Raw genomic sequence first — 22,884 nt, forward strand, 5'->3', positions numbered from 1 at the left:
TCAACATCTTACCCTTCTTCTTATTCGATAGAATAAAAACAAGAAGGATTTTTTTTATGAAAAATGCAAGCGTTTACAAAAGGGAGGGAGGAAAACCGTTGAGTCAGATTAAATATCCATTGAAGCCTGGCCAGCCGGTAAACCGGTGGCTCATCGCAGGTACGTTTGAAGAGGAGAAATCCTTTAGACGCCTTGCGATGAATGTAACTGGCGATTTAAACCGCTGGTTAACCGAAGGCTTCTCTGTATTTGAAAATCCAAGCAGAAAAGAATTTATAGACGCCCATAATGAAATCAGCATAGATAAAATACATATCCCGGAAGCATTCCCAGGAAAACCACTGTTATACGGGGAAACAGCGAAAGAATGGAGGCTTTATTTTCCCTGGAAAAATAAAAAGGTGGAACAATCCGGATTCTGGCAGCAGCCCACCCATCTGAAATCATGGGCCCTTACTCATATTCGATCAGATATAGAGCAGAAGGTTCCTTTTAGAATGTTCACCTGCGGCAGTGCAGCCGTTTGGATCAATGGGGAAAAAGTATTGCAGTTTTCGCCCTACACAAGAAACCTTGAGAAGAATATTCAGTTTGAGGCAGCCCTGAAAGAAGGCGACAATGAGTTTTTGATTTTCTATGAAGATCTGGCAGAACGGGACACACTTTATTATTTCCGATTAGATTATCTTGGAACTGAACCATTGGAAATGATGCTTCCGATCGGGAAATTAGCAGCTAATGACATTCATTCCTTAGAGAATGCGCTAAAGGGCGCCTATTTCCAAAGCGATGTTGTTAAAAATGGAGATGTTATCATTCATTTTGAAAATCCTTTAAAGGAAGAAGTCCTGCTGCAGTGCAGCTTTAAAACGGAATGGTGGGGAGAACAGCATGATCTGGCAAAAGCTGCGCCTCCTGGATCCAGTGAAGTTTCTTTTGGGAAAGTTGAAGAATTGGGAATGGGCAATGCTTTATTAAAGGTAGCCATTCAACATGGATCAATAGCGATCCAAAAAGATATGTTCCTTCAATTGTATCCAGATAAACTGGTGCCTGTAGACATAAAGGATAGTTTACTGGAAAGAAAAGAGCAAGCTCTATCATTTATCGCCAGATACGGGAGCAGCGATATTCACCGTGCATATGCCCTTGTCAGGACTGGAACAGATAAAGACCTTGCAGAGTCCATAGTAAGGGACACGCTTAAAGTAATCAATGCAAGATATGACTGCAGTGATTTCTACTTGAATCAGCTTTTCAGATTTTGGATCGATTTCCGTGAAACAGAACTATTTGAGGAAGGTTTCTGGGAAGAATGCAAGAGTGCTATTTTGAATTACCGCTATTGGTTTGATGAGCCTGGAGACGATGTGATGTGGTTCTTCAGTGAAAACCACGCTTTGCTGTTCCACACCTGTGAATATCTGGCAGGACAGCTTTTCCCGGATGATCTATTCCCAAATGCAAATATAACAGGGGCCGCTCATGCTGAAAGAGCGAAGGAAAGGCTTCAGAAGTGGTTTGACAAATTCCATGAAGAAGGTTTGGCAGAATGGAATTCAAGTGCTTATATACCGATTAATGCGATGGGCTTCTTCCAGATCTATGACCTGGCAGATGATAAGCTGCTGAAAATGGAAGCCAAGAAGGCCCTGGACACAACCTTTCGATTAATGGCTCTTAATAGCCATAATGGCTACCTTTCCTGCTCTCATGGCCGTATATACGAGAAAGAGCTGAAAGGAAATTATAATAACGCCACTACTTCTTTACTCTGGATAGGCTACGGAGAAGGAAACCTGAACAATGCCACTTTTGCAGCTGTATCTTTCTCTATCTCAAATTATGAACCGCCTGAATATAAATCACTCATTCATTTAAAGCCTAATGAAAACATTATCTTCAAGCATCACCAGGGGTCAGAAGGATTTGTTGATCTTTATACGTTTAAGAATAGATACGGTTTATTATCAAGCGCGGTCGAATACAGGCTCTGGAAAAATGGCTACTCGGAACATGTGATCCATTCTATACTCAGTCCGGAAGCGACCGTGTGGATTAACCATCCGGGAGAAGAAGCAGAGCTTGGAACAGGCAGGCCGAGCTTTTGGGCTGGAAATGGCATATTGCCGAAGGTAGACCAATATAGGGATATTGCGATGGTCCATTATAAAATCAGCCCTGAAAATGAAATCGCCTATACGCATGCCTATTTTCCAATTGCTGCTTTTGACCAGGTCAAAATAACTGAAAAATGGTGCTTCGGAAGAATAGATGATTCTTATATTGCTATATACGCCAAAAATGGAATCCGTCTTCAAGAGGAAGGCCAGAATAAAAATCGTGAGCTGATATCCGAAGGAAGAGACAACAGCTGGATCATCCGCAACAGCCATGTAAATCAGTTTCCTGCCTTCAGTGACTTTATAGATAGTATGGCAGGGGCTGAGATTCATGCTGATGAAGAAGAAGTCATTTTCAAGGATCCCGTTCACGGGGTTATCCATAGTTCATGGAATTCACCATTCAAGGTGAATGATAATATCCAGTCAAACGGAAATCAGCAGGCGGAAGGGGTTCTTGAACAATGGACATAATGGACATAAAGGCAAATCTGATTGACTCAAAAGTAAAGCTTGTTACGAATGCGATGAAATCATTGAAAAATGATGAGAGTTTTATAGAAGAATTCCCAATCGGGCTGATAGATATCCATTTATGGGAGTGGCCGCAAGGTGTAGGGATTTATGGACTATATAAATATTATAAGCTGACTAATGATAAAGAAACCCTCGACTTTCTATTAAACTGGTTTGATCAAAGAATTGAAGAAGGACTGCCGGAGAAAAATGTAAACACCATGTCGCCATTGCTGACGCTGATGTATTTAGCGGAAGAAACAAAAAATCCTGAATACATCAAGATATGTGATGAGTGGAGTACATGGATTATGGAAGATATGATCCGTACCGGTGACAGCGCTTTGCAGCACATGATAACCGGTGATCCCAATGACGGCCAGATACTGATTGATACATTGTTCATGACCGTGCTGTTTCTAACTAAAGCAGGTACGTATTTCAACCGTCCGGACTATATCGAAGAATCGAAAAAACAGTTCCTCATTCATATTAAATATTTATATGACAAAGAAACAGGTCTTTTCTTCCATGGCTGGGACTTTAACGAGAACCATAATTACGGTGCTGTCAGGTGGGGAAGAGGCAATGGCTGGTATACATGCGGACTGCTGGAATACTTAGAAATTGCAGAGCTGGAAAAAGGCATCAAAGATTATCTGCTGGATACCTGGCACAGCCAGGTAAAGGCATTAGCAGAACTGCAGGCGGACAGCGGTCTATGGCACACAGTCCTGGATGATCCGGAGTCTTATGAGGAAACCTCCGCAACAGCCGCTTTTGCATTTGGCATACTGAAAGGCGTACGAAAAGGCTATCTGGATGAGAAATACTTGCAGACAGGGTTAAATGCCTTAGAAGCAGTCATCCGTGAAGTAGATCATCAAGGTGTAGTGCAGAAAGTTTCATACGGAACACCAGTCGGGATGGATCGTGATTTCTATCAGAACATCCCGATCAGCCCAATGACATACGGCCAGGCGCTGACCATCTTATTGTTAATAGAATCAATGGAGTTTTCAATGAAAAGGGGGAAATATTGATGAAAAAAGTATTTAAAATGATCTCTATGTCATTACTGGCTGCCGTTCTTTTGATCAGTGTAACAGCCTGCTCTGACAGCTCAAGCTCAAATGGCTCCGGCGGGTCTAAAGACAAAAAAGTAACTCTTGATTATCTTTGGTTTACTGATGGTGTTGAAGGCGATGTTATGCGAGACATTATTAAAGACTATCAATCAGAAAATGAGAATGTTGAAATCAATTTAATTGAAGTTGCGTATGCTGATTTTAATACTAAATTAAAAACAATGATTGCAGGAGGAAAGCCGCCTGCATTGGCACGTGTGACTGATACGGGCATCTTTGCAGAACAGGCTCTGGATCTTACTGAATATGTGGGCGGTGCTGAAGAGTTTACTTCACAGTTTCTGCCTTCTATCAAGCCTTACTATGTAAAAGATGACAAAATCATCGCAACGCCAATGGATGTGACGGCAAACGGTCTGATTTACAATAAAACATTGTTTGAAAAAGCAGGTGTAGAAGTTCCGCAGTCACCAGATGATGTCTGGACTTGGGATGAATTCGCAGATGCCATTCAAGAAGTAAAAGAAAAAGGCGGAGCAAAATACGGATTATTAGTAGACTTTACTCCTCATAGATATTCAACGATGGTCTATGAATTTGGCGGAAGTATCTTTACAGAAGATCTATCTGCTCCTGCCATTAACAATGAAAACGGTGTTGCTGCTTTAGATAATTTTATTAAGCTCCATAAAGATGAGGTCATTCCTGAATCAGTTTGGCTGGGTGGAGAAAATCCTAATAACCTTTTCCGTTCAGGCACTGCTGCCGCTCACTTAGCCGGAAACTGGATGCTGAGCAACTATAAGGATATTGAAAATTTTGACTGGGGTGTAACTTACCTTCCAAAAGCAGAAATCCGTTCTTCAGTTCCAGGCGGGAAGTATATCATGGGCTTCAAAAATACTGGACTTGAAGATGAAACAGCAGAGTTTATTAAATACCTATCATCACAGGAAGTGAACGCCAAATTTAATCAGGAATCACTATTCTTAAGTGCAAGAAAAGACAATAACGAATTGGATTATGAATTTGGCAAAGAAATGTTTAAGGTCTTCTCAAATGAATTGGAAAATACACCAGAAGCTGCTGCAAATGATTGGGGCAATCAGGTAGTCATTTCAAAAGTGACAACTGATATGAGAGATGCGGTTGTAGAAGCACTCAGCGGCGGAATTTCATCTCAAGAAGCAATGGACAAAGTTGCAGAGCTATTAGAAGAGGCTATTGCTGATCAAGAATAACAGTTTTGTTATTAGTGGTGATCACCTCATAATGGGTGGTCACCACTTTTAAAAACAGAGGACAGTAGGTGATGAAGGTGAAACCAAAAATCAATGAACAATCAGCAATAAGTCCTGCTAAACGATTCTCCTTTCGAAAAGACAAATTTAATAGACAAATTGCTCCGTACCTGTTTGTCCTTCCCAACTTTCTAATCTTTTTCATATTTATTGTTGTACCGGCATTTGTAGGGCTGGTCTATTCTTTTACTGATTTTGATGGCCTGTCAGAGATGAACTTTATTGGATTGGAAAATTATAAAGAAGTGTTTGCCAGTTCCGAGTATTGGGGGATTTTCGGCAATACCTTCATTTATGCTTTTTCAGTAGTGCCGCTCATTTTTGTGAGTTCCCTCGGCATTGCAGTTTTATTGATTAAGGAAATTAAAGCCAAAGGCTTCTTTCGCGCCATTTTTTATTGGCCGACCATGTTATCAGCGATCATAGTGGGCGTTACCTGGAAATGGATTTTTGGCGACAGCTTTGGAATCTTGAATTACATGCTGGAGTCAGCGGGGCTTGAACCTGTACACTGGCTGTCAGATCCGCTTTTTGCAAAAATTTCTGTTGTCGTTGGGACTGTTTGGGCCAGAATCGGATTTTTTATGATAATTTTCATGGCTGGCCTGCAAAGTATTCCAACCTCTTATTATGAGGCTGCCCAAATAGACGGCGCCTCAAAGGCCAGAATGTTTTGGACGATCACTCTGCCGCTGTTAAAACCGACCAGTTTGCTGGTGCTGATTCTGCTGCTGATTGAGTCTTTTAAGCAATATCCGCTGGTATTGGCTTTGACAGGCGGGGGACCTGCAAAGGAAACAACCTTCCTGGTCCAGTATATTTACGAATTTGGCTTTGAAAAAGGTGAATTGGGTTACGCGAGTGCCATGTCAGTAGTTCTGTTTATTGTCATTGCCATCTTTACGATTATCCAATTCAAGTGGACGAAAGGAGGCTCAATCGATTGAAAAAGAAGCCTGGCTTGCTCCTGTATATTGCATTGACTTTGCTAGTGATTATCTTTATTTTTCCTGTCATATGGGTGATATTGTCATCGTTAAAAGATTCAAACGAATTATATAGCTGGCCTCCTAAGTTTATCCCGGACAATCCAACGATAGAAAACTTTACGCTGGCTTTTGAAAAAGGTAATTTTGGCAGATATTTTTGGAACAGTACGATTGTCACTGTGACGGCGACCTTTCTCACATTGCTGGTTAACACAATGGCTGGTTATGCCCTTGCGAAATACAGATTTAAAGGCGATACATTCCTGCTGATAGGATTTATCTCTACACTTATGATCCCGCTTGAAGTAATCATGACACCGATTTTTACTGTCATCAGTAAACTTGGCTTATATAACACGCTGTGGGGCATTATTATACCGCCGGCCGCAACACCAACAGGGGTATTTTTAATACGTCAATACCTATTAACAGTGCCGGATGATCTTCTTGAAGCTGCCAGGATAGATGGAGCAGGAGAATGGAAAATCTTTTGGAGAATCATTTTGCCTATAGCAAAGCCAATCATATCTGTTCTGGCCATCTTCTCCTTCATGTGGAGATGGGATGACTTTATATGGCCTTTGATCGTAATCAGCGACCCGACGAAATATACCATTCAGCTGGCACTGTCTAATTTCATTGGTGAATATAATGTTGACTGGGGAAGCCTGCTTGCTATGTCAGTAGTGACCATGGTTCCAGTGCTGATCGTGTTCCTGATTTTCCAGAAGCAATTTATACAGGGACTGGCAACTTCCGGCATGAAAGATTGATTTTTAAATAACCATTCAAACAGAGATGACCCTTCAGGTTTATCTCTGTTTTTAGAAAAAGGTGAAAATATGAGGTTGAAGTGGAGATATAAACTAGTAAAAGAGCAGGACAATCAGCTGATCTTTGCGTGCAATAATAAGCACATCCATTTCTTTATTCTTGAGGAAGACCTGTGCAGAGTGTTTATGAGTACAGGAGATCAGCCTGCTTTAACAGCTACCTGGACGGTTGCGCCAGAAGCAGAAGATATCCCTTTTGAAGGGAGAGACAGATTTGATCTATCTCCTTTCTCGCTGCCAGCCTATCAGCGTGAGATCGGAAATGATCAGATAATAATCGAAACCAAACTGTTAAAGGCTGTTATCCGGCTGGATGGATTTATTATTTCCTGGTATGCGAAAGAGAATGGCGAGGACGTATTAATCTCTAATGATAGAAAAACACAAAGCTATAATTATAACAACAAGCTGGGCAAAGGAGTTTACCATTATCTTGAACGGTATAAAGATGATCTATATTACGGATTAGGCGAGAAGAGCGGGACCCTCAATAAAGCAAGAAAGCGCTATAGAATGCAGGCCATTGATGCAATGGGCTATGATGCCGAATTTACAGACCCTCTTTACAAGCATATACCGTTTTATATTACTCATAACCAAAAGTCTCAATTATCATATGGTTTGTTTTACGATAATTATTCAGACTCGGTATTTGACCTGGGTGCTGAATTGGATAATTATCATGGATTATACAGGTATTATCATGCTGAAAAAGGAGATTTGGATTATTATTTCATCTATGGGCCAAATATCCGGAATGTAGTGGAAAAATACTCAAAGCTTACCGGCAAAACAGTGTTCCCGCCGAAATGGAGCCTTGGCTATTCTGGGTCCACAATGGCTTATACCGATGCGCCGGATGCGCAAAAGCAATTAAAGAAATTTGTTGATTCATGCAGTACATACGATATCCCATGTGATTCCTTTCAATTATCATCAGGATATACAACTATAGGCGAAAAGAGATATGTATTCCACTGGAATCACGGCAAGGTGCCTGATCCTCAGGGAATGATACAGTATTTTCATGATCATGGACTGCGTATTAGCGCCAATATCAAACCCTGCCTGCTTCAGGATCATTCTCATTACCGGGAGCTGGCTGATAGGGGAATGTTCATTAAAGCTGAAAATAATCAGGACCCGGATGTAGTGCAATATTGGGATGATGAAGGTTCTTATCTTGATTTTACGAACCCTGAAACCATCCTGTGGTGGAAGGAGAAGGTGAAGGAACAGCTTCTTTCCTATGGAATCGACTCTACATGGAATGATAATAATGAATACGAAATTTGGGATAAAAGTGCACAGGCATTTGGATTTGGCAATAGCATTGCGGTTGACTATATCAAACCTATTCAAACTTTACTGATGTTAAAGTCTTCTTTTGAAGCCCAAAAGGAATATGCACCAAATCTCCGTCCCTATTTAATTTCACGCTCCGGGTGCCCGGGCATGCAGCGGTATGTGCAGACATGGTCCGGCGACAATTTTACAGAATGGAAAACACTCCGTTTTAATATCAAAATGGGGCTGAGCTTAAGCTTGTCCGGTGTGTACAATGTCGGCCATGATGTCGGGGGATTTAATGGCCTTGCACCTGAACCTGAATTACTGATCAGGTGGATTCAGAATGGTATTTTCCATCCCAGATTTACCATACACTCCTGGAATGAAGACGATACAGTCAACGCACCATGGATGTACCCCGAGCATCTTTCTATCATAAGTAAATTCATGAAAGAGCGCGTCAAGTGGATTCCGTATTTCTATCATTTACTCTACAAAGCTAACCAGGAATATAAACCGATTCTGACTCCGACCTTTTATTATTTCGAAAATGACCCAAACACATTTGCTGAAAATGATGATTTTATGGTGGGGGAAAACCTTCTGGTTTGCAGTGTGGTTGAAAAAGGAGCCACAAAGCGCAGTGTGTATCTTCCGAAAGAGGAAAACGGATGGTACGATCTGAATTCTGGACAATGGCTGGAAGGCGGCCAAACCATTGAGGCAGATGCACCATTGGACGTAATCCCTTTGTTCTCCAGGGCAGGTTCAGCATTCCCTATTCGGGACGGAGAAATAACCTTCAATAATAAGCATGAAGATCAAAGGGGAATTCTCATTTACCCTATCCCTGGAGAAGGAGAAACCACCCATAAATTCTATGAAGATGATGGCCTCTCTGTGAATTATAAAAATGGGGAGTTTTCCTATGTAACAGTAAAGGTTAAAACAACAAGCGGCCTTGTGGATATAAATGTTTATATAGAAGGAAGCTATAAAGTTCCATATGATTCTATTAATGTCTACCTACCCGGAACAGAAAAAAGAGATGTGCGTATAAACGGAGAAAAGACTAATAGCAAATATCCCTTTACGGTAAAGGATATAGAAAGTGGTGTGTTATGAACGTATCTGTTTTAAAAGATTATGAGGAAATGTCCAAAGCTGCTGCCGAAAAAATAGCCGAAATTATAAATGCAAATCCTAATGCTTTGGTATGCTTTGCAGCGGGAAGCACGCCGATTGGAACATTTGAAATTCTGGCAGATTTAGCAGCGGATAAAAAAGCCGATTTTGGTTCGTGCAAATTCGTAGGGCTGGATGAATGGGTTGGTTTGGATAAGGATGATTCTGGCAGCTGCCAGGAGACATTATGGAAAACATTATTTCTCCCCCTGAAGATAAAGGAAGAAAACATCTGTTTCTTTGATGCAAAAGCAAAAGACCTGCAGCAAGAGTGCCAAAGAGTCGATCAATATATCATGGATCATGGCAATATCGACCTCATGCTCCTGGGCATAGGAGTCAACGGACACTTAGGATTCAACGAACCAGGTGTTTCATTTAACTGTCTCTCCCATGTCGTGAACCTTGATGAAAATACAAAATCCGTCGGACAAAAATACTTTGAAACCCAAAGAGAACTATCAAAAGGAATCACCCTGGGGACTCAGCATATTATGGACAGTAACACAGTGATTCTAATTGCGAATGGAGCCAATAAGGCTGAGGCAGTATATAGGATGATAAACGGTGAAGTCACAAATGAGCTCCCGGCAACCATTCTTCAGACTCATAGGGATTGTTATGTTTATTTGGAGGAGGGGGCTTTTAGAAGGTGACAGGCACCTCCCGAATAATCTTGTTTCACACATCTGTTTCACAAATGTATATCAAGTCATTTATATAGCCAGGCACAAAGAAAGGTCCTGAAAGATTCAGGGCCTTTTTTTGAGCATTAGAATTGAACCACCGGGACAGGTCCCATGGCCCAGTCTAAAAATGAGCCAAGGGACCTGTCCCCCTGGCTCATAAAGAAATATATTTTCAAAAAATAAATAATATTGAAAATAAGTTACATTTTTGATTGAATTCCATGCTCCTCCCTGTTTATACTGTAGTGGAAGCGCTGCCAATTAAAGGGGTGCGAATTTCTGAAGGGGAGGAAATCACGTTGAAGAAATCATTGAAGGTGCTAAGCGGAACGGCTCTTGCTTCAAGTCTATTAGTCTCATCATTTGGTGGAGGCGGAAAGGTGTCAGCGGAGGCGAATGTCCCTGATGACGTCATGAGTGTGAAGGATGAGTCGGGGGATTGGCTGAGGGTGAATGATGTGAATAACCGGACGAACGGGAATAAGCTAGTCCTGTTTAATGACACATTCAGCTATTATACGGAAACGGCTAAAGGCAGCACTGAGGTGGTCCTGGAGAAGACGGGGATTAATACATACCGGGTTGCCAGGGAGACGGATGGGGACAGTGCCATTCCGGAAGAAGGTCTAGTGCTTTCAACAGGGAGTTCTACGACTGCTGAAATCAAAGGGTTTTTGGAGCAGCTCGAGAAGGGTGAAACGGTCACTCTCTATGAACCTGCTGAAAAACGGACTGAAATGCAGTCTAATTCAGTGGATCCGACCCGGGAATCCAATCCGGCAGGAGCCCCTTTTGACGGTTTCCGCGGCCCTGATCAGCTGATTGTGTATACCTCTGAGTTTGGCAGCTCAACGAAAACAAATCCTTACGGCTATGAGATAACAGTTGAAGACGGCTTTGTCACGAAGCTTGGCGGCGGCAATTCAGCTATACCGGAAAATGGGTTTGTTGTCAGCGGCCATGGAGTCGCTTCAAGCTGGATTTCCGGCAATAGTATTATCGGTGCAAAAGTGACTGTGGATGAAAATGGTGTGGTGGAGATTGTGCAGGATGTGGAAAGCTTCCAGTTCCAGAGCAGGCAATCCATCACTAAAGCGGAAAGCTCGATTGAAAAAGCAAAAGCGGAATACCTGGATGTGGCGTTGAAAGAAGCGGAGGCAGCTATCAAAAAAGCAAAAACCATTCTGGCAAAAGCCGAAAAAGTCAATGCTGCTGACCCGGTTCTGGCTCTTGATCTTACCCGCCAGGCAACACAACTGGCTTATGATGCTTATTATTATTCTCTTCCTTCCCATGCCGCTGAGCAAAGGGCGATCTGGTACCGTCCTGAGGAGACGACTCTTGCTGGCGTTAACCAGGTGCTTGACCGGATGGAGGAAGCAGGCTTCAACTCTGTTTATCTGGAAACCACTTTCTGGGGCTATACCATCTATCCTAGTGAAACGATGACCGAATATGGTCTGCCGGCCCAGCATCCTAACTTCAGGAATGCCGACTATGGCCAGTATGGCAGCGATCTGCTTCAGGCTTATATCAAGGAAGGGAAGAAGCGGGGCATTTCGGTGCAGGCATGGACAGATGGGTTCATGATCGGCCACTCTTCTCTTGGATTGCCATCCCAGTTCCAGGTGCATCCGGAATGGGCAGCCATCCAGCGCTCCAATACAACAGGCGAACCAAAGCCGGATACTTCAAGCAACTATTACTGGCTGGATATTGCCCAGCCGGAGGTTCAAACCTTCATGCTGGATATTTATAAAGAAATGCAGTCCAAATACGAAATCAAGGGCTTGAATATCGACTATATGCGATATCCGCACCAGCCTTTCGAAAAAAGCTATGGGTTTAGCGGGAAGGTCCGGGAACTATATAAAGCGGAAACCGGCATTGATCCAATGGACCTGAGTCCAACAGGCACGCCTGAAGAGTGGGAAAAATGGGCCGGCTGGATTCAGCAGAGGGAGAATGATTTTGTCGATCAGCTTCATACCCAATCAAAGGAGCTCAATTCCAAATTCATGCTGACCGCTACACCGGAGCCCGGTCCTGAGGCCGTCCTGATCAGTGACTGGCAGGAAGATATTGACGGGGTCATCCCGCAGGCTTACGGACACGACTTCAACAGCATCCAATCCACTGTCCAGGCGAGCAAGAAGCTGATGCCGGAAGGGACCATGTATTATACAGGCATTTATTCCTTCTATCACCATTTGAGTGAGATGGCGAGTGTGGAGGATGTGATGTCAGCCAAGTACGGAACAGCCGGAGTGAATATGTTTGCCTTTGGCCAGGCGAGTGCGCCTTCTGTTGATGCACTGGGTAAAGGGCCGTGGCGTGAGAAGGCCGTCAATCCTGGAGAAGAGCCAATTGAAGCAGTCTATGCTGTGCTGAAGGATATGCAGCAGGAGATCAACCATCTTTATATTCCTAAAGGGGCGCTGGCTAGGAAAGAAGGCAATGACATCCGCAAGGCGCTTCAGGATATCCAGAAATCTGTCAGGAAAAATCCTGAGAAAAGTTCAAAAGCTTTCGAGGAAGCAGAGTCAAAAATTCAACATAGCATAAAATCCGGGAAGCTTGCCTCTACTGTAGGCGAACGGATGAAGGTGCAGCTGGCAGATACGAAGCAATGGGTCAGCTACTTCCTTGACCGCCAAAACTAAAGAGACTATAGGGGATGAACAGGATATGCCTGTTTCATCCCTTTTTAGAAAATTATTTTCAAAAAAATAATATTATTAAAAATAATTTACAAAAAGCATTGAAAGGAGAAAAGCGAGCATTTATAATGTGAATATGGAAGCGTTTTCTAAATTATTTTCCAAGGGGGAAAAATACAAATGAAAACTGTTAAAAAGTGGGCTGCAGGATCGATGACAGCGATGCTGGCTTTAGGATTGGCAGCATGCAGCAGCGATGATACAAGCAGCGGAACAGACAAAGAACAAGCCAAGGACGGGGAGCTTTCAGGAAAAGTCACCATGTGGACTGCTTCCTTGGCAGGGGAGCCGTTTGATACATATTTCAAGGATCTGGAGAAGGATTTCGAATCAGAGCATCCTGAAGTGGACGTTGTCATCCAGGATATCCCGCAGAATGAAATGGAACAAAAGGTGCTGACTTCCCTTACTGGAAGCGATGTGCCGGATCTCGTCAACCTGAACCCGCACTATATGTCCAATATTGCCGCACAGGGCGGGCTGCTTGACCTGACAGACGAACTCAGCGATGAAGCAAATGGCGCTTATGTGGAAGGTCCGTTTGAATCCGGAAAGTATGATGGAGGACTGTATGCACTGCCTTGGTATCTGACGACAACTGTTTCCTGGTACAATGGGGACCATTTCAGCCAGGCGGGCGTAACTGAACTTCCTTCTGACCTACAGGGACTCTATGAAACTGCCAAAAAGGTATCCGAAGCTACAGGAAAACCGGCTTACTATCCGGTGATCAACGACGGAAATACGATCATGGAAAAAATGGTTTCCTTGTCTAATGGCGAGCCGATCGTGAAAGACGGGAAAGCAAACCTGGCCGGCAACAAAAACATACTTGAGTTCTTTGACGTGACTCAGAAGATGTATAAAGAAGGAATCATCCCGCAGGAAGCGGCAGAAGGCTCTATCAAGACAGGACAGGAGCAGTATATGGCCGGGAACATCTCCATGCTCGAAGGCGGAGTGACATTCCTTGGCCCGGTTGAATCTGGTGCACCTGATGTATTCAAGGCATCGAAAGCAGGCCAGCCGCTGAATGATGCGGATGCTCCTGTAAACGTAGCTGTTATGAACTTTGCTGTACCGGCCAAAACACAGAATAAGGAAGCGGCTGTTGCTCTTGCTGAATTCGTGACCAATGCTGAGAACCAGCTTGAGTTTGCCAAAGTAGCCGGAACAGTCCTTCCATCTGCAAAGGCATCACTGGAAGACGATTATTTTGCAAACCCTGGCGATTCTCCAAAGGGCCTTGGCATGCTTGAAGCCTCCAAATCGCTTAGCCGTGCAGAAGTCCTGATCCCGCCAACTGAAAACAGTGCAGACCTTCGTGAAGCAACCAAGACGATCTTCACGAAAAACCTCCAGGGAGACATCACTCCAGAGGAAGCATTGAAGCAGCTGGAAGAAGAATGGAATAAAGCATTCGAAAAATCCGGCGAGAAAGTGACATTCTAATCTAGGCTAAGATTCTGGGAAAATAGCGAAGCGTTTAAGAAACATTCACCTTCACTATGCCAATGCTTATATGAATTTTGCAGACAAGAGACTAGCCTTTTGATAAAAAAGTGCTAGTCTCTCATGTTTCTGCCGCAGAACATGCCCGGTTATTCTATAATTGTCATAAAAAGGATTTGTTCAGCAATAGAGAGCAAGCCGCCGAGTTTCTTTTAAAGGGGAGTTCAAAATGAACAGAGAACCTGCAGTACTTCAAAACCTTGAAATCAAATCCGTACCTAAAAAGCGCAAGAAGTTCAAGCTGCCGCTGACTCCATGGCTGTTCCTGCTTCCGTCGATCGTGATTCTGGGCACCTTTCTTGCCTACCCGATCATTGAAGCTTTCAAATGGAGCTTCCTGGACTATAAAATCATTGCGGGTACAGGTGAATTTGTTGGATTGGCCAATTTTAAAGAGATATTCACAGACAGTGATTTCTGGAACGCCTTCGTCAATACGCTAGTCTTTTTGGTGATTGTGCTTCCGCTGAATGTCTTTTTACCAATGATTTTAGCAGTCCTTGTGAACCAGAAGATCAGGGCCGCCGGTGTTTTTAGGGTTTTATATTATCTGCCGGTCATTACCCCGATGGTTGTTGCCGCTTTGATGTGGAAAATGCTGTATTCGCAGAATGGCGTGATTGCCGAGCTGTTGGCCAAAATCGGCCTGTTCGACTCACCGACCAATCTGCTTGTCCAATCCTCGACAGCCCTTACAGCTGTTGCCGCCATCACAATCTGGAAAGGCCTCGGCTATTATATGATCATCTATCTGGCCGGGCTGCAGTCGATTCCAAAGGATGTGTATGAATCGGCGAGTATTGACGGCGCCTCTGTCTGGCAGCAGTTCACCAGGATTACCGTGCCGATGCTGACTCCTTCCATCACACTCGTATCGGTCATGACGATCATCGCCGGCATGAAAGTGTTTGAAGAGATCGCGCTGACTACCGGGGGCGGGCCTGCCGGTGCAACCACGACCCTGGTCATGTATATCTATGCCAAGTTCAACAGTCTGGACGTCAGCATTGCATCTGCCGCCGGACTGGTCCTGCTCGTGATGGCCATTGGGGCATCGCTTCTCCAGATGAAGCTGACCAGCAAGCGGGAAGATGATTTGAGAGCTTAATAAAGGGGGAACGCAGAATGAATTCAAACCAATTTAGAAAAAAAGCTGTCGCCTATATAACGATGGTCCTCATCACAATCGTGACCGTCGGGCCGTTCCTCATCACCTTATTCATTGCAGCAAAATCACCGGGTGAGGGCATCTATGGCTCCTTCCTGCCCGAAAATCCAACCTTTGAAAATTTTATTGCCGCCTTTGATAAAGCCAATTTCGGTACCTATTTTTTAAACACCGTGATTGTGACAGGGCTTGCGATTCCCTTTAATCTTCTCTTCTGCAGCCTGGCAGCCTATCCGCTCGCCCGGATGGATTTCAGGGGAAGAAGTGTGGTGCTCGCGCTGATTATTTCGACCATGATGGTGCCCTTCCAGCTTTATATGGCGCCTTTATTCCAGCTGGCTGGAGAGCTTGGCCTCCGCAATACCCATGTAGGGCTTATTGTCCTGCAGGTATCAACCGCTTTTGGCATCTTCCTGATGAGGCAGGCATATTTGCGCATCCCGAAGGATCTGGAAGAATCCGCCTACCTGGACGGAGCCAACCGGTTCAAGGTGTGGTACCTGGTCGTCCTGCCGCTCGTCAAACCGACCCTTGTCACCCTGGCGATTTTCACTTTTATGGGAACATGGGGAGATTATTTATGGCCGCTTCTCAATTCTACGGACAGCACGATGTACACCTTATCGATCGGGCTTGCACAGCTGTCGCAGAATTTCGACGGCGCCAACCTGAAGCTGATCAGCGCGGCCTCCATCCTGACCACGATCCCGACGCTGCTGATTTTTATCTGGCTGCAAAAGTATTTCATTTCAGGCGCAACGGACGGAGCAGTCAAAGGCTGATCCAGCACGGATCCACAAGGAGGCTTTTAGCAGATGGAAACTGTATCTTTTTATGGCAGGGAGCTGCCGGTCATTTATGAGATTGACTGCGCCGTTATCGGCGGGGGAACCGGGGGAGCCGCTGCGGCCTTGTCGGCTCTTGAGGAAGGCCTGTCCACACTGATTGTGGAAAAAACGATTTCTCTTGGCGGCACCCAAACCAATTCCCTTGTTTCTCCCATGATGCCAACCTACGTAAAAGCACAGAAAATCAACAGCCTGATCATCAGCAGGCTTCATCAGGAAAATATCAGGACAAATGATGGAACTACCACCTGCAGCTGGTTCAATGTAGAGGCGCTAAGCTTTGTCCTTGAGCAGCTCATCACCGAGCGAGGCGGCGAGATTCTTTATGACAGCAGCTATGTGGACTGCATGAAGGAAGAAAAACGAATCACTTTTGTGGTTCTCAATACATCAAGCGGGCTGGCCGCAGTCAAAGCAAAGACGTTTATTGATGCAACAGCCGATGCCGTTCTTTCCCGCTCGGCGGGCGTGCCTGCCTATTCCGGGAACAAAAATGGCGAGAACCAGCAGATTTCCTTCCGGTTTGAAATGGGGGGAATTGATGTGGCAGCTCTCAGGAAATATGTCCTTTCCCAGGGAGAAGCGTTCTGCAAGATCGAGGACCCTGACTTTTTTGAAATCGCCATGGTGCCTGGCAAGGGACATAAGCTGGAGCCTCTTTTCCGGGAAGGCCTTGAAAATGGGGACTTACAGGAGGAAGACCTCCGCTATTTTCAGGCTTTCACCCAGCCGGGGAAGCCGACAGCAATGTCTTTTAACTGTCCGCATGTCCCGGGCATCCATCAGACGACCGATCCGGTGCTGAGATCAAAAGCGGTGACCAAAGGCAGGGAAATGATCAGGAGGCTTGTGAAATTTTTACCAAAGTATATGCCGGGCTTTGAGCATGCCTTCCTGCTGAAAGAAGCCACCCAGCTTGGCATCAGGGAATCTTGGCGGATTGCCGGCCAATATACGATGACAGAAAAGGATTATGTGAACCGGGCCCGTTTCGAGGACGGAATTGCCCGCGGAGACTGGTATATTGATGTGCATAGTGTCACAACTGAAAATATTGAGGAAGCAAAGCTTTCAAAGGGAGAGTATTATGAAATTCCCTACCGTTCGCTGATCACCTTTGAGGTGGATAATCTGATTGCGGTCGGCCGCCATATTTCCAGTACGTTTCTGATGCAGGCTTCTCTAAGGATCCAGCCGACCGTGAGGGATATGGGCCAGGCCGCCGGGCTCGCCTGTGCCGTTTCCATCCGGGAAAAGACGGACCTGAACAAGCTTGATGGCAGCATCCTGAAAAAGAAGCTGGAGGGACAGTGAATGGAAAATGTCAGAGAAGTACATATTTTGAATCACACCCACTGGGACCGGGAATGGTATGAAACATTTGAAGAGTTCCGCTACAAGCTCAGGAACGGATTGCGCTATATCCAATCCCTGCTTGAGGAAGGGAAAATCGAAAACTTTTTCCTCGACGGCCAGACGATTGTCCTGGACGATTATCGTGAAGTAGTCGGGGAAGAAGAATATCAAAAGCTTCTTTCTTATATAAAGGATGGAAAAATTGAAGCAGGCCCATGGTATTTGCTGGCGGACGAATTCCTCGTTTCCGGAGAGTCCATGATTAAGAACCTGGAGATCGGGACGAAGATGGCAAAGGCTGCCGGCTCATCCTGCGATATCGGCTATCTGCCTGATACCTTCGGGCATATCAGCCAGATGCCGCAGATTCTCAAGCAGTCAGGCATTGGCACGGCACTTATTTTCCGCGGAGCTGTTTCAGACCATTTCGAAAATACATGGGAAGGGCCGGACAGCAGCAAGGTGTTCACCTTTGTCCTCCCGTTGTTTGAAGGATACTACCAAACCTTCCTTAAGCATGATGTCTACGCGGAAGAAACAAAAGCCTATCTGGAAGGCAGCTCGCTCTACCTCACCTTTGGCAAAGCGCTGGTGATGAACGGAGCGGACCATACATTTACGGCTCCTGATTTACAGGAGCGGATTAAGGGACTTGAAGAGCAGAATCCCGGGATCAAGTTCAAGCAGTCCTTGATGTCTGAATTTATAGAGTCCTATAAAGGAGAAGAGCCCGTGGGGGAGATCTATGGCGAGCAGCGTGATCCTTCCAAAATCTTTATTTTACCGGGCGTCCTGTCAACCAGGACTTATTTGAAGAACCAGAACCAGATGTGCGAGGACCAGGCCATCGGGGTGATGGAAGCGCTGAACGTCTGGACGAACGCCAGCAGCCGGTCAGAACATTTTATGGAATATGTGTGGAAGCTGATTCTGCAGAACCAGCCTCATGACAGCATTTGCGGCTGCAGTGTAGATGAGGTCCATGATGAAATGGAGACAAGGTCCAAAAAGGTGCTGGGCGCGATCCGCCAGTTCTCGCGGGACACCTTGAACGGCTTGTACCCTTTTGAGTTTTTGGACAGCAAGAAAGAGAATCCCTATCTCTATCTAATCAACAGCACACCCATTGCCGATATATATCCAGTCAGGGCAGCGGTCAGAGTGCCCGCTCAGCTGGACCGTGGATCCATCGAGCTCTATCAAGATGATGCTGCAATTGCTTTTGACATCATAAGCAGGGAGCAGCGTGAGGAGTTTCTGCACGACATCCTGGCAGAGCCGAATTATGGAGAATATGTCGTTTACGAGGTTGCTTTTGAGATGCCTTTTGATGGGGCTGAGATTAAGAGAGTGAAGATCGGGCTTGTGGAAAAAGAAGCTCGTGCAGTTCAGGCGGCTGAAGCAGAAAGCATTAGGAACGACTATTATAAAGTGGAATGGGACCGGCACGGTCTGATCATCACAGACCTGGAAACAGGCACGGTCCACCATGATCAGCACCAGTTCCTGTCATCCCTGGATGCGGGAGATACCTATAATTACTCTCCGCCAGTGAATGATGTGGAAAGCAGAGCGGTTCTTGCCCGGGTCAGGGAAATCACCAAGGGAGATACCTTCCAGTCTGCTGTCCTTGAGTACGAATTGACGCTGCCTGCTTCCCTGAATGATAGCAGGACAGGGGCGGGTGCGGATACGGTCATGAACATGATGACCACCATTATCACACTTAATAAAGGCAGAAGAACGATTAGTTTTAAAACAACAGTCGAAAACAAGGCAAGAGACCAGAAGCTGCGTGTCGGCTTTGCGTCAGGCAGAGCGGATTACAGCTATGGAGACACAGCCTTTGATCTTATAAAAAGAGAAACGCTTCGCGAGAAAAACTTTGATATGCCCAAAAATAAGGAAGCCGTGATGAATCAGTATCCCACGTATTCTTCCGCCATGGCGAACGAGCATCAGCTGGTGCACCGGGGCCTGCAGGAATATGAGGTGGATGAGTTCGAAGGAAATGATAGGATTTTCCTTACCATGATCCGGAGTGTCGGCTGGCTTTCAAGGCGCGACCTCAGGACACGCGGAAACGGAGCGGGACCGGGGTTCGAAACGCCAGGTGCGCAATGCATCGGGACTTATGAGTTTGAGTACGCTCTTGTCCTCGGCAGGGAGCATCACTCCCTGAACCATGCCAAAGTGATGCGTCAGCCCGTGCTCGTTCAGCAGTCATGTGAAGAGAAAGAGGAACAGAAACTTTTTAAGCTCTCTTCCAATATGATTGCATTCTCATCGTTTATGGTAAAAGAAGAAGATTCATTCGATATCAGGCTTTTTAATCCTTCTGATGAAGAAGCCAGTACAGCACTTATTTTTGGCTTTCTGCCAACGGAAGTGTCAGAGGTTGATTTTACAGGGGAAACGGTCACTGAATTCACAGCGGAACGCGAATTGACTCTCTCCTTGCAGCCGAAGCAAATCAAGACCATTCGCATAAAAAGAAAGGCCCATCCGCAAGGCCTCCTACTCCATCCCATGAAATAGAAGGTGATCGATATGAGAAAGTTTATTGCATTTGATATAGGCGGGACCTTGCTCAAATACGGCGTATTAGCCGAGGATGGAACCTTCATGGAAAAGTTCGAATCCCCGACTGAGGCATTTTTGGGCGGAACCGCCATCATAGAAAAAGTGAAGGCATTCGGAAAGAAGCTGATGGCTCAGCATGATATCAGCGGGATCTGCATCAGCTCTGCCGGGCAGGTTGATTCCAAAAAAGGTGAGATCCTTTATGCTTCAGACCTGATTCCTGAGTATACGGGAATGAAAGTGAAGCAGGAGCTCGAAAGCTGGTTCGGCCTGCCGGTCGAGGTTGAAAATGACGTTAACTGTGCCGGCCTTGCCGAATCCTGGATCGGTACAGGCAAGGATGCCAAAAGCCTTTTCTGCCTGACGGTCGGAACCGGCATCGGGGGAAGCTATATTCTCGATAACAAGCTGCACACGGGCCACAGCTTCAGCGGCGGGGAAATCGGCTATATCCCTATTGAGGGAGACCAGTTTCAGGAGCTCGCCTCAACGAGGACGCTGATTCGAAATGTCGCAAAGCGAACTGGCATGGAGGAAAGTGAACTCGATGGCAAGCTGATTTTTGAAAAAGCCCAGGCTGGGGATGAGGTGTGCAAAGAGGAAATCGAGCGGCTGGCCTATTATCTTTCTAAAGGGATTGCCACGATCGCCTATATGATGAATCCAGAGATGATCATCATAGGCGGGGGAATCACCGTTCAGAAGGACTATCTGTATCCGATTATCAAGAAGCATCTGAAAAAGGATATTATCGAGCCGATCCTCAGCCAGACGAAAATCGAGATTGCCCGGAACCTTAACGATGCCGGGATGATCGGTGCCCTGCGCCATTTCCTGCTGCAGGAAACCCTGCAGCCTTTGAAAAGCATCACTACGATGATTGAATCAAATAAGCATAAGCTCACCAAACGGGAAGAGCTGATTGCCAAATATATTATTTCAAATGTAGAATCGGTCCCGAACAAGACGATTTCCGAGCTGTCGAAGCAGATCAATGTGTCAGAAGCGACCATTACCCGCTTCTGCCAGAAGCTGGAGTTTGGCTCTTATAATAAACTTCGCCTGATGGCCAAGGAAGCCTCTGTCAGCACAAGGCTGCATGAGCAATCTGATATGCCGGGCCTTACGGAAGTAAAAGAAACCTACTCCAGCATGCTGAAAAAGTTTGATGCGCTTCACATCACGAATGATATGGAACAACTAAACAAACTCGTCGCAGGCTCAGAGCAGGTCTATCTCTATGGAATCAATGAAATGTCCCATGTTGCCGAGCAGCTTAAGTTTAAGCTGTTAAAGCTCGGAATCCGAGCCGATGCTTTTCTGACGCCTTACCAAATGGAGATGAGTGTCCAAACCCTCACAAGGAAAACAGCTGTTGTTGGACTGAACACGACCGGCTATGCCCAAGAGGTCATCGGCATACTGGAGACGGCCAAAAAAGCCGGCTGCAAAACGATCGGGATTACAAGCCAGCAGGACTCTCCCCTGGCTCATGCCTCAGACTTGCGCCTGCTGATTCCATCTGCAGGGGACATTGCCGGTGACAGCAGCTCGATCGAAGAGGTCTCGGCCCTTTATCTGGTTGACATCATCTTGAAGGAGCTTCAGGCCGGCATAAAGCAGAAGGAACGGAAGGAAATCATTTAATCTAAACCTGAGCAGGAGGGGTAACGGCCATGAGGACGGTTCCTGCTCCTGTTTTTTTGGAGAGGAGTGGGGAGATGAACCTTTTTAATATGCCCCTTGAGGAGCTGCAGCATTACAAGCCTGCCCAGACCAGGCAGGATAATTTTGAGTCATTTTGGAAAAAGCGGATTGAGGAGAACAGTCAATATCCGCTGAATATAGAAGTAATGGAGCGGGTTTATCCGGTTCCGGGAATGAGAGTATATGATATTTATTTTGACGGGTTCCGGAACTCCCGCATCCATGGGGTGTATGTTGCACCGGAATCAACGGAAACGGACACTCCAGCGGCAGTGATTTTTCACGGCTATAACTGGAACACGCTGCAGCCGCATTACAGCTTCAAGCACGTGATTCAGGGGATTCCTGTACTGATGGTGGAGGTGCGGGGACAAAATGTCCTGTCTCCAGATAGAAATCATTATGGGAATGGAGGTCCGGGAGGCTGGATGACACTCGGCCTGATGGATCCCGATCAATATTATTACAGCCTGGTATATATGGACTGCTTCCGCAGCATTGATGCTGTCAGGGAACTGTCGAGGAAGAGAAGTGTGTTTGTGGAAGGCGGAAGCCAGGGAGGTGCACTGGCGATTGCCGCAGCCGCCCTGCAGGATGACATCCTGCTTGCACTCGCCGACATCCCTTTTCTCACCCATTTCAAGCGTTCCGTGGAGCTTTCCTCGGAAGGACCGTATCAGGAGATTTCCCACTACTTCAAAGTTCATGATCCTCTTCATCAAACGGAAGAGCAGGTATATCAGACGCTCAGTTATGTGGACTGCATGAACATGGCCAGCATGATTGAATGTCCAGTCCTTCTTTCAGCCGGTCTGGAAGACATCGTTTGTCCCCCATCCGGTGCATTTGCCCTGTTCAACCATCTCGGCGGGCCAAAAGAAATACGGGCCTATCCGGAATACGCCCATGAAGTCCCGGCTGTCCATGAAGAGGAAAAGCTGAAGTTTATGTCTTCAAGGCTAAAAAAATAGAGAAA

15 protein-coding genes are annotated in these 22,884 nt (G+C 45.6%); all 15 read left to right on the forward strand.

The annotated features are described in order from the left end of the window. Positions 1-98: 98 nt before the first annotated feature. The 15 genes from RBB45_RS22150 (at position 99) to RBB45_RS22220 (ending at position 22,879) form a co-directional block, all read left to right on the forward strand. Positions 99-2,597, forward strand: a complete 2,499-nt coding sequence (locus tag RBB45_RS22150; RefSeq protein WP_306010357.1) for a hypothetical protein — start codon at positions 99-101, stop codon at positions 2,595-2,597. Continuing rightward, on the forward strand, positions 2,588-3,682 hold the full coding sequence (bglB, locus tag RBB45_RS22155; protein ID WP_371931653.1) for a beta-galactosidase BglB: 1,095 nt from the start codon (positions 2,588-2,590) through the stop codon (positions 3,680-3,682). The genes RBB45_RS22150 and bglB overlap by 10 nt, the downstream gene beginning before the upstream one ends. Continuing rightward, positions 3,682-4,968, forward strand: coding sequence for an ABC transporter substrate-binding protein (locus RBB45_RS22160; protein ID WP_009792774.1), 1,287 nt, complete (start codon positions 3,682-3,684; stop codon positions 4,966-4,968). The genes bglB and RBB45_RS22160 overlap by 1 nt, the downstream gene beginning before the upstream one ends. A gap of 71 nt (positions 4,969-5,039) precedes the next feature. After that, on the forward strand, positions 5,040-5,975 hold the full coding sequence (locus tag RBB45_RS22165; RefSeq protein WP_009792775.1) for a carbohydrate ABC transporter permease: 936 nt from the start codon (positions 5,040-5,042) through the stop codon (positions 5,973-5,975). Beyond that, positions 5,972-6,790, forward strand: coding sequence for a carbohydrate ABC transporter permease (locus RBB45_RS22170; protein ID WP_306010358.1), 819 nt, complete (start codon positions 5,972-5,974; stop codon positions 6,788-6,790). Before RBB45_RS22165 ends, RBB45_RS22170 begins: the two co-directional genes overlap by 4 nt. Before the next feature lie 69 nt (positions 6,791-6,859). Further along, positions 6,860-9,265, forward strand: coding sequence for a glycoside hydrolase family 31 protein (locus RBB45_RS22175; protein WP_306010359.1), 2,406 nt, complete (start codon positions 6,860-6,862; stop codon positions 9,263-9,265). Beyond that, positions 9,262-9,981, forward strand: coding sequence for a glucosamine-6-phosphate deaminase (locus RBB45_RS22180; protein WP_306010360.1), 720 nt, complete (start codon positions 9,262-9,264; stop codon positions 9,979-9,981). Before RBB45_RS22175 ends, RBB45_RS22180 begins: the two co-directional genes overlap by 4 nt. A 332-nt stretch (positions 9,982-10,313) precedes the next feature. Next, on the forward strand, positions 10,314-12,677 hold the full coding sequence (locus RBB45_RS22185; RefSeq protein ID WP_306010361.1) for a glycoside hydrolase family 10-like protein: 2,364 nt from the start codon (positions 10,314-10,316) through the stop codon (positions 12,675-12,677). A 177-nt stretch (positions 12,678-12,854) separates the two neighbouring features. Continuing rightward, a complete protein-coding gene (locus tag RBB45_RS22190) occupies positions 12,855-14,186 on the forward strand; it encodes an ABC transporter substrate-binding protein (protein ID WP_306010362.1) in 1,332 nt (443 codons plus the stop codon). Between the two features lie 229 nt (positions 14,187-14,415). Beyond that, complete coding sequence (locus tag RBB45_RS22195) at positions 14,416-15,354, forward strand: carbohydrate ABC transporter permease (protein WP_224903642.1); 939 nt, start codon at positions 14,416-14,418, stop codon at positions 15,352-15,354. 17 nt (positions 15,355-15,371) lie between these two features. After that, entirely contained in the window at positions 15,372-16,196 is an 825-nt protein-coding gene (locus RBB45_RS22200) for a carbohydrate ABC transporter permease (RefSeq protein WP_306010363.1), read from the forward strand. 33 nt (positions 16,197-16,229) lie between these two features. Further along, a complete protein-coding gene (locus RBB45_RS22205) occupies positions 16,230-17,576 on the forward strand; it encodes an FAD-dependent oxidoreductase (protein ID WP_306010364.1) in 1,347 nt (448 codons plus the stop codon). Beyond that, positions 17,577-20,156 (forward strand): glycoside hydrolase family 38 N-terminal domain-containing protein, encoded by a 2,580-nt coding sequence (locus RBB45_RS22210; RefSeq protein ID WP_306010365.1) that lies wholly within the window; start codon positions 17,577-17,579, stop codon positions 20,154-20,156. A 12-nt stretch (positions 20,157-20,168) separates the two neighbouring features. Continuing rightward, positions 20,169-21,848, forward strand: a complete 1,680-nt coding sequence (locus tag RBB45_RS22215) for an ROK family protein (RefSeq protein WP_306010366.1) — start codon at positions 20,169-20,171, stop codon at positions 21,846-21,848. A 74-nt stretch (positions 21,849-21,922) separates the two neighbouring features. Beyond that, entirely contained in the window at positions 21,923-22,879 is a 957-nt protein-coding gene (locus RBB45_RS22220) for an acetylxylan esterase (protein WP_306010367.1), read from the forward strand. Positions 22,880-22,884 lie beyond the last annotated feature (5 nt).

Source organism: Bacillus sp. MMSF_3328 (assembly GCF_030733525.1).
Taxonomy (GTDB): domain Bacteria; phylum Bacillota; class Bacilli; order Bacillales; family Cytobacillaceae; genus Bacillus_AB; species Bacillus_AB infantis.

What these genes read in the sequence shown, in the direction of transcription:
- bglB (WP_371931653.1), top strand. Translation starts at nt 2,588, where the DNA reads ATGGACATAATGGACATAAAGGCAAATCTGATTGACTCAAAAGTAAAG.
- RBB45_RS22160 (WP_009792774.1), top strand. Translation starts at nt 3,682, where the DNA reads ATGAAAAAAGTATTTAAAATGATCTCTATGTCATTACTGGCTGCCGTT.
- RBB45_RS22165 (WP_009792775.1), top strand. Translation starts at nt 5,040, where the DNA reads ATGAAGGTGAAACCAAAAATCAATGAACAATCAGCAATAAGTCCTGCT.
- RBB45_RS22175 (WP_306010359.1), top strand. Translation starts at nt 6,860, where the DNA reads ATGAGGTTGAAGTGGAGATATAAACTAGTAAAAGAGCAGGACAATCAG.
- RBB45_RS22180 (WP_306010360.1), top strand. Translation starts at nt 9,262, where the DNA reads ATGAACGTATCTGTTTTAAAAGATTATGAGGAAATGTCCAAAGCTGCT.
- RBB45_RS22190 (WP_306010362.1), top strand. Translation starts at nt 12,855, where the DNA reads ATGAAAACTGTTAAAAAGTGGGCTGCAGGATCGATGACAGCGATGCTG.
- RBB45_RS22195 (WP_224903642.1), top strand. Translation starts at nt 14,416, where the DNA reads ATGAACAGAGAACCTGCAGTACTTCAAAACCTTGAAATCAAATCCGTA.
- RBB45_RS22200 (WP_306010363.1), top strand. Translation starts at nt 15,372, where the DNA reads ATGAATTCAAACCAATTTAGAAAAAAAGCTGTCGCCTATATAACGATG.
- RBB45_RS22205 (WP_306010364.1), top strand. Translation starts at nt 16,230, where the DNA reads ATGGAAACTGTATCTTTTTATGGCAGGGAGCTGCCGGTCATTTATGAG.
- RBB45_RS22210 (WP_306010365.1), top strand. Translation starts at nt 17,577, where the DNA reads ATGGAAAATGTCAGAGAAGTACATATTTTGAATCACACCCACTGGGAC.
- RBB45_RS22215 (WP_306010366.1), top strand. Translation starts at nt 20,169, where the DNA reads ATGAGAAAGTTTATTGCATTTGATATAGGCGGGACCTTGCTCAAATAC.
- RBB45_RS22220 (WP_306010367.1), top strand. Translation starts at nt 21,923, where the DNA reads ATGAACCTTTTTAATATGCCCCTTGAGGAGCTGCAGCATTACAAGCCT.